A 15,067-nucleotide genomic window follows, 5' to 3' on the forward strand; every position below is an offset into this window, starting at 1 on the left:
AATGTACTTGATATCGATCAATATTACTCCGTATTATTCAAATTATCCAACTTAGTATGTTTGCTATTGCATCGTTAATAAACCTATTACCAGTGATTACAATGAGCTTATTGCGTCAAGATATTTTCTCTAGATTCCGAACATGGTATCAATGAATCTTAACCCTCTAGAGCCGTTAGAGAAGTTAAATAATAATGATGGTGCTAGAATACAGTTGAGCTAGTAAGAAAATTATGCTTGACTCAATTATGCTTATCATCTTGAATGGTGTTTAAATGAATAATTTAAGTACATAAACCTAAGATTTGGGAGAATCCATGAAAAAAGCCTTTCTATTAATCGGAATACTCTTTGCCCTTTTCCATTTATCTGCATATGTAATTGAGACGGGATCTTTAGAAAACTTTCTGATTCGCAGCGAACCAGCTTGTGAATATGACAATTGGGTATCGCATATTGCAGAAGGTATCGCAAGTCCTAATTACAATCTTTACGCACCCTACGACAGACAAACAAACGGATTTGGCAATTATGTTGTACCCACAAATACCGATCTTATCACTTGGGGCAACATCATTGATCTATTTTTGGATGGAATGTTGGAAGAAGCTCAGTTTGTTATTGATTCTGCCGGGTATCCATATCAAGTTGTAATGTTTAATGATACTAATACACGCAGACAGTATTATATGCTACGCGAGACACCAAATTTAGCTTATACTGACGATAATGGCACTGCAGACACTTATGATGATGAAATTGGCGCATTTCATTATGGGTGGGGTCTATACATCTACAATCCTACTGCGAGTCGCCCAATTATTGTTACTGTACCACATCCTAATGATGATTTCCCTACCCCAATTATGGGTTATGATGCTTTTACACTTTGGGAAGCATCCTATCTAATGATTAGTGGAACTGGAAGGGAAGTACGATGGTCTAATGTAGGCTCGTATACGAATACAAAATCCATTTCAGATCCCACCCGTTCCGAATCTCATCCATTTAACGTTGCTTACAAAAAATTCGCAGATAAGATCAGAGACAATTTCGAACAAATTGAGTTTTCTTTTCAAGTGCATTCTTATGATTGGAATCGTCATCAAGGATATACAGATAACCAAATATCTGCTGGTAACAACAAGCTTTGCCCAAATCTGCCAATTCGTGATCTTAGCAGTTTGAGGCAAGACATCATCCATCGTGGAGATCATCTCATGATTCCTGCCAACACCATCGGTATTCATCAAGATGTATACCTTAATCAATACTACTCAGTAAACTATAGTATTCATGATTTCACATTTACTGATGGAGAAGTTGAGTATCCCGTTAATGACATGGTAGATCTACCGGCATATTCTTTAAATCGGCAAATGCTATATACTCTAAGCGGATGGAACGACTATGATAGTTACGAGCCGTTTATGCATATTGAAATGGATGAACTGCCTAATATGTATGAAGAAACAGAAAATACATATAAGTGGTTCTATGGTTGGGATGAAGATGCTCGGATGTGGGATTTCGATAATCTCTTTGAGTATCCTAGACAGTATTATGGACGTTGGGTGCAAGATCTTAATAGTCTTTTTGACGATCTCTTCAATATGGATGATGGAATGGATCCCACAACTCCAGAAAACCTAAGCGTACTAAATAACTCCATGCAATATGTAACCCTACAATGGGATCGGAGTGATTCTTATGATTTCGACAGCTACGAGATTCTATACTCTGTAAATCCCATAGATGAAGGTGAGTATAGTGTTTTCGATCGTAACAACAATTCGTTTCTTGCTTCGCAGGCTTGCACTTCTATTAACGTTACAGGATTGAATAGCAATTATAACTACCACTTCAAAATTAGAGCAAGAGATAAGAATGACAACTATTCTGAGCTTTCAAACGAAGTAATCTCTGCTCCCGCACCGGCATCTATTAACAGTTTTTCTGCGCATGGCCTGGAATCTTCCGTAAGACTAGCCTGGAACGTTACCCCCTCAACCGGTTTTGCTGGTTTTAAAGTATATAGAAAGAATGAAGAATCAGAATGGCATATAATTGATTCTTACACAGATAACCCATACTTAGAATCTGGATCTTACAGTTATGAATATTGGGATCTTAATGTTGAGAATAACGAACACTATACATATCGTATAAGCATTTTTAACAATAACGAAATAGAATCCATTCATAATGTATTGGCATCGGCTAGTCCTGCCATCATGCATGAACTTGTGCTAACCAATCACGCGGGTACCTTAATGGATACAGCAAACTTTGCCCAAAATCCTTACGCTACAGATGGACAAGATCAATATTGGGATACAAGCAAAAGTAATCCTTCTTCAAATTATGTATGGGTATCTTTCTACGAGCAGTATTGGTCGCAGAATGGTATTTATCTTTCTCAAGAAGTTAAGGGAGGTTACGATCCTACCCTAGATATGAAAACTTGGGTTATTCGAATACGCTCAGATCAATTAAATGTGCCCTTATACCTCGCGGTACCAACCGTCCTTCGTTCCGAAAAAATGTATATCTATGATAACGGAACCGGAAATTGGCACAATTGTGCAGATGGGGTTTACGAATTCATGGTTAGCAGTAGTTCATATAGAACTATGACGCTTTATTGGGGTAATATGCAACCCACCGTTAATCATGGAGCGTTACAAAATAAAGTGATACAGGGCGGCAATAATATTACGTTTTCTTGGACAGCTCAATATCCATTTCTGATAGATCACATGAATCTTTTTTTGCGAAATGCTACTGATTCATTGATGGTCTATTCAAATATCCCTTCTACTGTATCAAGTTACAATTATATCGTTCCTCAGACCTTAGATATGCCCGAAACAAAAGTATTCTTGGAAATGGTAGCTACCGATGGTTTACGCAAAGAATATGTATCTTCACATACTTTAGCTTTTGTACCGCGCCTAAATCAGATTTTTACCAGTCCAGGTTGGGCAACAAAGAGCAATCCATTTGTTATGGAAACGTTTAATATAGCTCAGGATTTCGGAGATGGCTCAACGGGCTATATTTATGATACCGAGTGGATTGAATCAGACGAGTTTTCTTTCGGGCCAGGCTACTTTATGCATGCAACAGATTATACTGTAAATGCTAGCACCTCAGATGTGTTAGGCGATGCTATCAGCATCGAACTTGAACCCGGCTGGAACTTTGTGGCAAACCCTCATGTATGTGCTTACAATATCTCTTCTTTGAGGTTTTATGTAAATGGCACCCTATACAGATTTAGCGAAATGATTGCTCAAGAGCTTATTTCCAGAGCAATTTATGTGTATAGAAATAATTCTTTTGAGCTTACCAATAGAATTGAACCTTATGAGGCATTTTTTATAAAAAGCTATGCAAATATTGGTAATGGTGTTAGTATCAACTTTTACCCTTATAATTTTGGAACAAACATCATTCCTCCTGCTCCTTTATGGTCCATTACGGTTAATTCTTCTTTGAGTGATAACGATCAAATAGTAATAGGTTCAAACCCAATTGCTACAAGCGGACACGATTTCAAATTAGATTTACCCAAATCTCCACAAAGGATTCTTTTTGCCTCAACAGAACTCTACCTAGATCGCAGTGACAATCCAGAATTTATAGATCCCTATTTGCGTGAGGAATACCGAGAAAATTTTGCCTTCAATGGTGAAGAAGAGATGGTATTTAGTTATACACTAGAAGCGTCTGAGGCTGGAACCATAAGTTTTAATTTTGTCCTAAATGGTTTACCAAGCGAGTGGACATCAAAATTTAGCTTTAACAACTCTGTTCTAAGAACCATTACAGACGAATCACAATTTGAGTATTATATTGACGAAGCCGGGGTTTATCACGGCGAAATTGTGGTTTACAACCACTTTGTTAGCAACGAAGATTTGGTACATTCTCCGATTATAAATGTTAAAGCTTATCCCAACCCCTTCAACCCCACGGTAAATATTTCGTTTAATTTACCCTCTAACCAGAGTTGCAAGGTTGAAGTGTTCAATATTCGCGGTCAGAAAGTAAGCACCTTATATAGTGGATTGTTAGCAAAGGGAAATCATCAGTTACAATGGAATGGCAAGGACTACAATAATCATAATGTGGCAAGTGGTGTATACTTTGCAAGAATCAAAACTGGCAATATTAGCAAGAATGTTAAAATGATGCTGATGAAATAGTATCTACATAAGAAAACGAACCGGGTATTGCTTTTTGCATATCCGGTTCATTTTTTACTTGGCGGGAATAGTGAAATTATCAATTCTTAACCAAAGTATTTTTGCTCTCCCCGATGTTCAAAATGTGTTTCTATGCATATTCGCGAACAAAGTGTTAGTATTCTTTTAGCTTTCCTGTGCCGTTATTAATATTGCGTTTTTTGATCTTAGTGTTATTGAGAATAATGTTACCAGTACCTGTTTCCATTACTGCTGTATGTATGGCGCTATTATATGCTTCCAAATCTCCTGTTTCCGATTTTGCTGATAAGTTAAAGACATTACTGTCATTCAGAGAAATGGTTCCATTACCAGAAAAAGCTTTTATGCTATTGCTACGCATTGATACAATCTCAATATCACCATTTGTAACCGACACATCATAGTCTATATCATCTGGATAAAGTCCGGATACTGAGCTTATTAGAACGGGTTTGCCCGATATTGAACTAGTTACTAGCGATGAATCTTCAAGTCGAATAATCGCATCGCCAGGCTCAAATTCCCAATATTCTATCCTAATATTTATCTTTTTACTTGCCCTTCCCTTTAAAAGTACCGAGCTGGATTTAAGTTCTAAGCTTAAGATATCTGATGAATAAACCATAGAAATAGACATTTCTCCTTTATGATTTAGAGTAATACCATTTACTATGGCTTTGGGCTTTAGCTTGTCCATAATATCCAAATCACATGATGAGACAAATAGAATAATGCTTAGGCAAAAAGCTATCCTCATTTTGAGCAATATCTGTGTCATATCATCTCCATCAAACAATCTTTAATTTATGATATTATAAACGCATTATTCACTTAGGCAAGAATATATTTTATCAGAATGGAAATAAATAAAATATATCATCTCACACGCTCAGATATATAAGTTTACGTGCTTAGCTTATAATCATATTGCCATGACGAAAATTCTTGACATAAAAAGTGATTCGAGCAGATTGACGACTATATGAGCGGGCATAGCTCAGTTGGTAGAGCATTAGCTTCCCAAGCTGAGGGTCGCGGGTTCGAGTCCCGTTGCCCGCTCCATTTTAACGTTAAAATGAGCAATCGAATATTAGGTTGCAACGCATAAGAAACCTTTATTTATAGTAACCTAGTCCCCTTTAATGAATTTGCATTTACCGAAAGCGAGGAAAACAAGCCTGCTTTGAATTTTGGAATTGCTGCTGCTGCAACCATAGCAGCGTTATCCATGCACAAAGAGAGTGAGGGGTAGAATACTTTGATGCCGTATTTAGCGGCTCGCTTAGTTATTTCCAGTCGTAAAGCAGAATTTGCTGCAACTCCACCAGCCAATAATATGCTGGGCAGCTTAAGCTCTTTGGCTTTTCGGATGCTTTTAGCTATCAATGGTTCTATAATTGCAGCTTGGATTGATGCGGCGATATCGGTTTGATGCTTTTTCAGAAACTCATCATCCTTATCTAAGACATAGGTTCTTATAGCTGTTTTGAGCCCGCTATAACTAAAATTATAATTATCTTTTTGCTTTAATGGGCTAGGAAGATCTACAAAATGTGGGTTCCCATTTTGGGCTAGTTTATCAATCAACGGTCCTCCGGGAAACCCCAAACCCATAAGTTTGGCAGCTTTATCAAATGTTTCTCCGGCGGCATCATCCAAAGTTTTGCCGATAACCTCAAATTGAGTATTTGTGCTGAAATGAACTATCTCTGTGTGTCCCCCAGATACAACCAACGCCAAAAATGGAGGCTGCACTAGAGTATGTTCGATATAGTTTACAAAAATATGACTTAGAAGGTGATTAACCGTAATGAGGGGTACTCCCAAACTCCACGACAAGCTTTTAGCAAAGGCTAAGCCAACAATAAGAGATCCAATTAATCCCGGATTTATTGAAACGGCAATGGCATTAATATCACTTAATTCCATGTTTGCTTGCTTTAAGGCCAAGTTGCATAAGTGCATAATATTCTTCATGTGTAAACGAGATGCCAATTCAGGTAGTACTCCTCCAAATTCTAGATGCTGAGGTTGTCCGGTCGTAAGATTTGCAAAAACTTTGTAATCTGTATCTAATATTGCTACAGATGTATCATCACACGAAGATTCGAACGCTAGAATCAAGCTCATCTTCTTTTTCGAACTCTATCTGGGGTAATAGCTAATGCTTTAACACCTTCGGGTAATACTAATTCCACTTTGAACAATCCATCTTCATCCGGTTCGGATATTATTTCTACTTTGATGCTATCAATCTTCATATTTTCTAATACAGAGCCGGGACCAGATATACGAGCTGCAACTCGCGAAGGTGAATATCCTTCCGGAAGAGATATATTAGTGAAAACACGGCTGCTTTCTTGTTCTCCGCTAATGCTAAGTAACACTCGGGTATCAGATACATTTATCTCCGAATCTGGTAAATCCAATTCTAATTCGATTCTAGAATCGTTAAAAACCTTGTTATCGATTGGTAGAGTCTTTACCTTGCTGATGCCCACTATTTTACTTTTAGGGCCAAATATTGTTACCTTGTCTGGATTTAAGCTGTATCGTAATTCATTCATTTTTTCTTTAGTATAAGCATCCTCATATTGAAGTTCGATAGATACGGTTTTTTGGTGAAACACATCTGCTTGAATTGCAAGATTATCTGATTCTGAGGGTCCTAATAAACTAACTTCCACATTTTCAGGAATGTCAATTGAATAGTTTTGAAGTGAGATTATGTCTGTATTGGGAGTGATATTTCCTGCATCAATATTTACTCTTGGTTTTGCCAACATCAAGCGGATGATATCTAAACCTTTACCTTTCACAATAAAGGGAATCTTTTGAGGCAGGTTTTCCAAAGTAATATTTTGAGGTATGTTTTTTAAGTTTACGGGCAGAGATACCACACTTCGGTGATCGGAAACCAAGACAGATTGTAACCAAATCAACAGTGCCAAAAGTAAAGCAAATAGCCTGGTTCCTAAGTTATCCTTAAGCATAAAAGCGGCTTATTCCTCAGTAGGGTTGTTAATGTTTAATTGCTTTATCTTTTTATATAAAGTTGTCCGCTCTATACCGATTGCTCTTGCTGTTTTGGAAACCAACCAGTTGTTACGTTCAAGGTGATGTATCAGGTAATCTCTTTCATAGCGTGCAATACTTTCTTTTAGCGAAGGTATTTCAAGATATTTAGAATTGTCACAATCCAGATCTTTGTCTCTACCGCATAGTTTATGTTCCAGGTGCTTAAGAATCGTTTCGTTAGTTATGTTTCTTTCGTTGATCATCATAAACTTACAAAAGTTTCTAAGTTCTCTAATGTTGCCAGGCCAAGAATAGCTTAAAAGACTGCTTTTGAGAGTTGTAAGATCCAAATGATCATTAATACTGTATTGATTTGAAAAGTTGGTAAGAAAGAAACTCATTAGCGGCAGGATATCTTCGCCTCGTTCTCGCAGAGGTGGTAATTCTACTATGTTACCTTCTATGCGATAAAAAAGATCTCGTCGAAACTTCTCGGAATCGGAAAGAATATCCATTTTTGCATTGGAGGCAAAGATCAAGCGTGTATTTACTTTTTTCATAGGGCCTCCAACTACTTGGATTTCTTTGTTTTCAATTGCTCGCAGAATCTTTGATTGAGCAATCAATGAAAGATTGGTTACCTCATCCAAAAACAGAAGACCATTGCTGCATTCCTCAAAGAATCCAGTTTTATTACGATCTGCACTGGTAAAACTGCCTTTAACGTGACCGAATAGTTCACTTTCTATTAGAGTTTCGGTTAGCGCTGAGCAATTAAGTGTATGAAATGGTTTGCCAAATCTCTGAGAGCTTATATAGTAATAATTTGCGCCTACTTCTTTACCGGTACCAGTTTCACCAATCAAGAACAAATCTTCATCAACTTCTGCAAGCTTGCGAATTTTTTCTCTAACCTGCTTAATGGCTGGGCTTTCACCAATAAATGGAAATGAACGAGTGAATTGTTTTTTCATGTTGATGTATTCTATTTGCAAACCAATGTGCTCTTCTTCTTGGCGTTTCAAGGTAATAGCATTATCTATGTGTAGAAGCAATTGATTTGTGCTAAAACTACTGCCTTTTTCGATGAAATGATATGCTCCCAAATCTCGAATCTCTTGAACCTGACTAGTGCTCACTTCTCCAGAGATTACAATTACCTTGTAATTAAGGTCCATCTTATCTTTAAGGTGTTTTAGTACTTGGATACCGTTCAATTTGCTTCCAACCAGAAATACATCGAGAAGAATAACATCCGGATTGAATACTCTTAGTTCTTCGAAGAATACATCCGAATTTGCCGTAATAAGCACTTCATAATTGTAACGGTTAAGAATAAGGGCTACTTGGTCTGCCAAAACTACATCATCTTCCAGTATTAAGACTTTTCCTTTGCTCATATTTGTTACCTCAAGAGTCTTTCTTCAAGCTCTGCCAGAGCGTTAATATAGTAAATATATGCCTGATCCGGTGAATCGTAAGGCGAGAAATATTTATGTACATCTCCATCTTGAAAGTACTTAGCACACATGTAGTAAAAATGATCGGAAGTACTTAGCATGCGAGCAGTACGCAATAGATCCGGATCTCCTTTTACTTTGATCTGATCTAATAGGGCATATAAGGTTTCTATGGCATTGTGTTGCATATCATTTTCCAACCAAGCCGATAGATCCCGCTCTTCATCCGCCCACGAAACGGCTTCGGGGAAAGATACTGATTCCTGTTGGTAATTAGATAGTTCCGTTGTTTCTTTGGGGTGAGCAAAACCTAGATGCTGATGTTGTAATACTGCTGCTGGGAAATGCCTCATAAAGTCAAATATTCCCGTTGATGCCCATTGATGTTCGCCAAAAGTTTCATAATCCATAAACAAGTTTAGGAATTGGTTTTTTCCCTTGTACTCATTTAAAGTAAGCTTATCGATCCAGCTAACAAATTTTTCTACGGTTAGAGGATATTCAGGCCAATCTCTATTGGAAAACCTAAAGGCAATATCATCTGCCATTTGATAATACTTTAGCAATAAGTTTATGCGCTTAGAATAATTTTTATAAGCATATAATGGCGATCTCCATTGTAATACTCGATCCACTCCTTCGGTTAGTATTGTTTTGAATCCCGGAATCTCAAACACCAAATCTGAAAGTCGATCTTGATAGATTAATTCCGTATTTCTGAACGTTTCTGTATCGTAGGAAAATTCTTTCTTCATCAAATCCCGATGCATCATTACTTGGTCTAAGAATTCATTGGAATCGTATAAAAAAGCGAGTGAATGATAATAAGTTTCCCCTATAAACTCCACATATCCTGTATCGGCTAAAGCTTTGAAGGAATCCAATGTTTCGGGACTGTAAAGCTTAAACTGTTCAATGGCAGTGCCTGTTATGGAAAAAGCTATTTTGAATCTTCCTTCATGCTCTTTAATGAGATCCAACAAAAGCTTATTTGTTGGAAGGTAGCACTTTTGAGCAACTTTTCGCATAACATCGCCATTTAGTTTGTCATCAAAGATTGGTTTGGATTGTCCAATGTCCAGAACATTGAAATGGGTTAAGCGGTAGGGCTGATGAACTTGAAAGTAGAAGACAATATTTAACATGCATGCACTCCCTTAACTCTTTCTCACATAATCTGCCAATGTGGTTGAGTAAATTTGTCGTATTTTATCCGCAGCCTCATCCCATTGAATTTTATTGACTTCTCTCATACCTTCAATTCCCATCTTGGTACAATATTGTGGGTTCTCGATGAGATGATTAATTGTCTCTACCCACAAATCTACATCCCAGAAGTCAATTTTAAACGCATGTTTAACCACTTCCGATACACCTGATTGCTTAGAGATTATTGATGTTATGCCATAAGCCATCGCTTCCAGTGGACTAATTCCAAAAGGTTCAGATACCGATGGTAACACATAGATATCGGCGGCACGCAAAATTCTTTCTACTTGTTTCCGGTTTAAAAATCCCGTAAAAAGAAAGCGATTTCGTAGTTTCAAACCGGCAGAGCTGCGTAAAAGCTTTCTGCTCATATCGCCAGTTCCGGCCATTATAAATCTAGCATCTGAGTGTATTTGCAATACCTTTTGCGCCATCTCTAAGAAATAATCTGGTCCCTTTTGGAGGGTTATTCTTCCCAAAAAGAGTATTACAGGTCCTTTAAATATCCTTTCTTTAGCAATCACGGCATCTTCTGGAAGGCTAAATGCATTATGGACAATACGAATTTTTCCTGTATCGATGCGGTATCGGCTCATAATCATTTGAGATGTGTATTGCGATACGGCTATTACTTTATCGGCATAAGTCATCCCAGCATGTTCAATTTTATGAATTCGCTCATCCCCAGGTCCTCCTGCTCTATCGAACTCTGTGGCATGAATATGTACAATTAAAGGTTTAGAACTAATTCTACGTGCCAACATTCCTGCTGGATAAGTAAGCCAATCGTGAGCATGAATAATATCGTAATTTAGTGTTTTAGCCATACGCTCAGCACGAAGCGTATATTCTTGGATTTTGCGAATTAGATCCTCGTCACCAATTAAATTATTTGTCATCTGCTGCCAGATGTCCTGCTCTTTAAAAGCAAAACTCTCTTTGCTCCAAAGCTCTTTTTTAATTGATGTAACGTAACGGTTTATATCTGAAAGCTGAAAATAGGATTCGGGATGATCGTTTAAACCAATGAATTCTATGCGTTCAGAAATGCCGCTAAATACTCTGTTCTCATATTGAATCTGTTTTCGAGCATTGAGGAACACTGCAGGAAGCGTATCCACATCGCTTATTTCTCGCATAGGAAAGTACACTTCTTCTTTAGTAGGCAACACCAAATCTATCTTAATGCCCAAACTAAGAAGAGCCTTTACCATACCGTAACAAGCCATTCCCAAACCACCGGAAATTAGAGGTGGAAATTCCCATGTAAACATTAGAACTTTCATAGCTCAACACCCAAACTTTCAAGATAGGTTTCAATATTGTACAATGCAGCCACACTCCAAGCTTGGGCCGGAGCCCCTTTGGGGAAATGAGGAGTGTCGCCATCCCACACTTCTGCTACAGAGGCAATATGCCCCTTCATAAAGCCCTTACGCAATACTCCAATGAATTCACTTAAGGCTTGTGCTATTTCTCTATTGCTTTTTTGGTTGCGATATACTTTTAGATACAATCCACAAAACGGACCCAAGAGCCATGCCCACACACTTCCGTTATGATACGCCAAATCTCGTTCACGTTGGGTTCCGTAGAATTTTTTTCTAAAACGAGCATCTTGGGGGCTTAGAGTACGAATTCCATAATAAGTATAAAGCTCTTGAAATGTATGCTCCAAAACCTGTTTCATGATATCCAAAGAAACAGGAGACCACGGCAAAGAGAGTGCAATGATTGCATTTGGGCGAATCTCAATAATTGCTTTATCTCCCTCAAGTCTGTCGGCAAGATACTCACCAGTCCAAAACTTTGCAAACGAATTTTTTACGATATCTTTAAGCTGCAAAATTTCATCTATTGGTTTTAGCTTCAGTTTACCGGTTGAGTTATACTCATTCACCATTTCTTCATAAGCACAAAGAGCATTATACCAAAGTGAATTTATCTCTACCGGAGCTCCCCATCGCGGTGTAATTGCTTTGCCATCGATGCGAACATCCATCCAAGTGCCATGAGCAAATGCTGCATCTAGCTCTATAAGCCCATCATTACGCACCCTAAATGGGTGATCTTGTGTTTGCAGTAAGCTTTGTATCATATCTTCTGCAAGCATCAGCGCTTCTTTCCAAGCTTTTTTGAGCTTCTTTTTCTTACCTACTTTCCACAGCATTATTATATACCACAAAGTAGCATCAATACTATCATAATTTGCTTCTCTACCACTTTCAGCAAGCATATTGGGAATTAATCCACCTTTTATGTGTTGACTATATTTTTTCATGATGAGTTCGGCAGTTTCAAGATTCTCGGTTTTACGTAACAATGCATTGAGTACTACCATGGTATCTCTTCCCCAAGGCCCATAGAAGGGATATCCTGCTACCACATCATCATATGTGACAAAATCTTTAAGTGCAAATTCAAGGATGTTTAGATATTTCTTTCTATCGAAAAGATAATTATCGTTATAATCTATTTTACTAAGTAGATCACCATCACTATCAATATGTATAGGAACATCAAATGGCTTCGGTAGATCTTCATATCTTGCTTCAATTCGCTTAACAATGCTTGCGGGATTCTGTATGGGGGCATCGGAAAACAACATTGAATTGCTTTCGTTGGGAGACAAATCAAAATCTATTTGAAATAAGCTGATTTGATCACCAATTCCAGCATATCCGCTCATCACTTCCCAAGGATAAAATACATTATAATATACATATCGGTTAGATATCACCTCGCCCTTTAAAACCGAGCCGAATACTTCAATGCTATTGTTCAAACGCAACGCTGAAAACATGCTATATTCATCTTTTTTTTGCATACTAGTTCTAAACTCTATGAAATCCAAACTACCATGCGCATTTATCTCATGGTGTGAACACATAGTGAATTTTGGGTGAAACTCAAAATGTAGGCGATGTTTTCCCAGATTTCTATATTTTACTAAAATGGTATTACTCTGTTCATCCATCATAATTTCCTTAAGTATGAGGATGTTATTCTGATGGGGTAACGCAGAATATAAAAACACCGGGTAGGGGCGTAGCCATGGCTTTACGAGATGGAGAAACCCTTCGGGATAAATGCAATTGCTATAGTTATTACTATCCAAATGTAAAACTTCACCGCGCCATTCCACTTTTTCTTCAATGCCAGCTACCAGATGATAACGATTAAAGCCAATATCTCCAGCTATTAACAAACCATGATATTTACGCTGATTAATCAAGTTCCCGGTGCCCAAAGCATAACCACCAAGTTTATTGGTCAAAATCCATTCATGGTGATGGGTCTCCATGAAGTAGTTATTCATTAAACCCCCTATTAACAGTTATTTTGAGCTTGTGTTGATTATTTTCAATACTATTGAATTCGTCAAGTTAAATTATGTTATCAAGCCTAGACGAATCTATTTAGTATCTAACAGCATGAGCATCATTTTGGGGAATAAGATAAAAATCTAGAAAGCAGTTTCCTTGATTCTGACAACTTTGAATTACGTTAACCCAAGATGTGGTATTTGTGCTTGCCCCAAAAAGCCTTATCCCCATTTGTCCATTGATCGCTTCTTTAGGCTTTGGATATCTGTTTAAACTTGTTATCGATTTACGAAGTTACATGCTCAAAAGATAATAAACCTATAACAAAAAGGCGAGTATTAAAACTCGCCTTTTCTTAATCTTATATTAGCTATTATTTATACTAAACCTTGGTCACACATTGCGTTTGCTACCTTCAGGAAGCCGGCAATGTTAGCTCCTTTTACATAATTCACCCATCCATCAGCTTGAATACCGTTTTCGCGGCAAGCTTCATGAATGTTGCGCATAATGCTGTGGAGTTTCTCGTCCACTTCTTCACGGCTCCAATTAAGACGCATCGAATTCTGAGTCATTTCCAAGCCGGAGGTAGCAACGCCACCAGCATTAGCAGCCTTGCCGGGAGCAAAGAGAATTTTGGCTTTCATAAATACTTCTACTGCTTCGGGTGTGCAAGGCATATTGGCAGCTTCGCAAACACATGTTACTCCACTTTCTACCAATGCTTTAGCATCTTCAACGTGAAGTTCATTCTGAGTTGCGCAGGGAATGGCAACATCTACTTTAACTCCCCAAGGACGCTTGCCAGGGAAGAATTTAGAACCGGGGAATTTATCGGCATAATCGCTTACACGATCATTATTGGATGCACGCAGTTCTAGCATATATTCGATCTTTTCATCATCAAGACCTGCTTCATCCAAGATATAACCATCAGGTCCGGAGATAGTAATAACTTTACCGCCAAGCTCTGTAATCTTTTGAGCTGCTCCCCAAGCTACATTGCCAAAACCAGAAAGAGCTACCTTTTTCCCTGTAAAATTCAACCCTTTGGTCTTAAGCATTTCTTCTGTAAAATAGACTACGCCATAACCAGTGGCTTCTGGACGGATTAAACTACCACCCCAAGTTCGGCCTTTACCGGTTAGCACACCAGTAAATTCGTTGCGGAGTTTCTTATACATACCAAACAAATATCCTATCTCGCGTCCACCAACTCCTATATCGCCAGCTGGAACATCTAAATTTGGCCCAATATGACGGAAAAGTTCAGCCATGAAGGATTGGCAAAAACGCATTATTTCTGCATCCGAACGACCTTTAGCATCAAAATCACTACCACCTTTTCCTCCACCCATTGGCAGAGTTGTAAGGCTGTTCTTAAAGATTTGTTCAAAGCCCAAGAATTTCAAGATAGAGAGATTAACGCTGGGGTGGAAACGAAGGCCACCTTTGTAGGGACCAATCGCGCTGTTGAACTGTACACGATAGCCACGGTTTACATGTACTTCACCTTTGTCATCCATCCAAGGAACACGGAATATAATTACGCGTTCTGGTTCAACAATGCGTTCGAGAATATTGTTCTTCACAAAACGGGGATTACTTTCGTATGTATCCCAGATAGTCTCGACTACTTCTTTCACTGCCTGAAGAAATTCGGGTTCGCCCGGATTCTTCGCTGCGACCTTAGCCATAAATTCGTTAAAGGTCATTTGGATCCTCCATATTTATTTTGTTTTTTTACCAACTTATATTCTTGCATATTTATGTCAAGCAAATCTAGTTATTCTTTTCTGAATGCTTAGCTTTGTTACAATAA

The 15,067-nt window shown here is 38.1% G+C and carries 9 protein-coding genes and 1 tRNA gene; 2 read left to right on the top strand and 8 right to left on the bottom strand.

Going from position 1 to position 15,067, the window contains the following annotated elements:
- Nucleotides 1–317 precede the first annotated feature (317 nt).
- Nucleotides 318–4,211, top strand: coding sequence for a T9SS type A sorting domain-containing protein (locus LHW48_10150; protein ID MCB5260810.1), 3,894 nt, complete (start codon nucleotides 318–320; stop codon nucleotides 4,209–4,211).
- Between the two features lie 154 nt (nucleotides 4,212–4,365).
- On the opposite strand, the gene LHW48_10155 is transcribed toward LHW48_10150, so the two are convergent.
- Nucleotides 4,366–5,010 (bottom strand): DUF4097 domain-containing protein, encoded by a 645-nt coding sequence (locus LHW48_10155; GenBank protein MCB5260811.1) that lies wholly within the window; start codon nucleotides 5,008–5,010, stop codon nucleotides 4,366–4,368.
- Nucleotides 5,011–5,218: 208 nt separating this feature from the next.
- Here LHW48_10155 and LHW48_10160 point away from each other — a divergent pair.
- Nucleotides 5,219–5,294 (top strand) — tRNA-Gly (locus LHW48_10160).
- Nucleotides 5,295–5,351: 57 nt separating this feature from the next.
- Here the strand turns inward: LHW48_10160 and tsaD are convergent.
- The 7 genes from tsaD to gdhA form a co-directional block, all read right to left on the bottom strand.
- The gene (gene tsaD / locus LHW48_10165; GenBank protein MCB5260812.1) at nucleotides 5,352–6,356 is read right to left on the bottom strand and encodes a tRNA (adenosine(37)-N6)-threonylcarbamoyltransferase complex transferase subunit TsaD; all 1,005 of its coding nucleotides are present in this window, start codon (nucleotides 6,354–6,356) and stop codon (nucleotides 5,352–5,354) included.
- Nucleotides 6,357–6,358: 2 nt separating this feature from the next.
- The gene (locus LHW48_10170) at nucleotides 6,359–7,225 is read right to left on the bottom strand and encodes a hypothetical protein (GenBank protein MCB5260813.1); all 867 of its coding nucleotides are present in this window, start codon (nucleotides 7,223–7,225) and stop codon (nucleotides 6,359–6,361) included.
- Between the two features lie 9 nt (nucleotides 7,226–7,234).
- On the bottom strand, nucleotides 7,235–8,650 hold the full coding sequence (locus tag LHW48_10175; protein MCB5260814.1) for a sigma-54 dependent transcriptional regulator: 1,416 nt from the start codon (nucleotides 8,648–8,650) through the stop codon (nucleotides 7,235–7,237).
- Nucleotides 8,651–8,655: 5 nt separating this feature from the next.
- Complete coding sequence (locus LHW48_10180; protein ID MCB5260815.1) at nucleotides 8,656–9,855, bottom strand: glycoside hydrolase family 57 protein; 1,200 nt, start codon at nucleotides 9,853–9,855, stop codon at nucleotides 8,656–8,658.
- Between the two features lie 12 nt (nucleotides 9,856–9,867).
- A complete protein-coding gene (locus LHW48_10185) occupies nucleotides 9,868–11,205 on the bottom strand; it encodes a glycosyltransferase family 4 protein (GenBank protein ID MCB5260816.1) in 1,338 nt (445 codons plus the stop codon).
- Nucleotides 11,202–13,238: a glycogen debranching enzyme N-terminal domain-containing protein gene (locus tag LHW48_10190; GenBank protein ID MCB5260817.1), complete on the bottom strand. Its 2,037-nt coding sequence runs from the start codon at nucleotides 13,236–13,238 to the stop codon at nucleotides 11,202–11,204. Before LHW48_10190 ends, LHW48_10185 begins: the two co-directional genes overlap by 4 nt.
- A gap of 384 nt (nucleotides 13,239–13,622) precedes the next feature.
- On the bottom strand, nucleotides 13,623–14,960 hold the full coding sequence (gene gdhA / locus LHW48_10195; protein MCB5260818.1) for an NADP-specific glutamate dehydrogenase: 1,338 nt from the start codon (nucleotides 14,958–14,960) through the stop codon (nucleotides 13,623–13,625).
- Nucleotides 14,961–15,067 lie beyond the last annotated feature (107 nt).

It is taken from the genome of Candidatus Cloacimonadota bacterium (genome assembly GCA_020532355.1).
In the GTDB taxonomy this organism is placed as follows: domain Bacteria; phylum Cloacimonadota; class Cloacimonadia; order Cloacimonadales; family Cloacimonadaceae; genus UBA5456.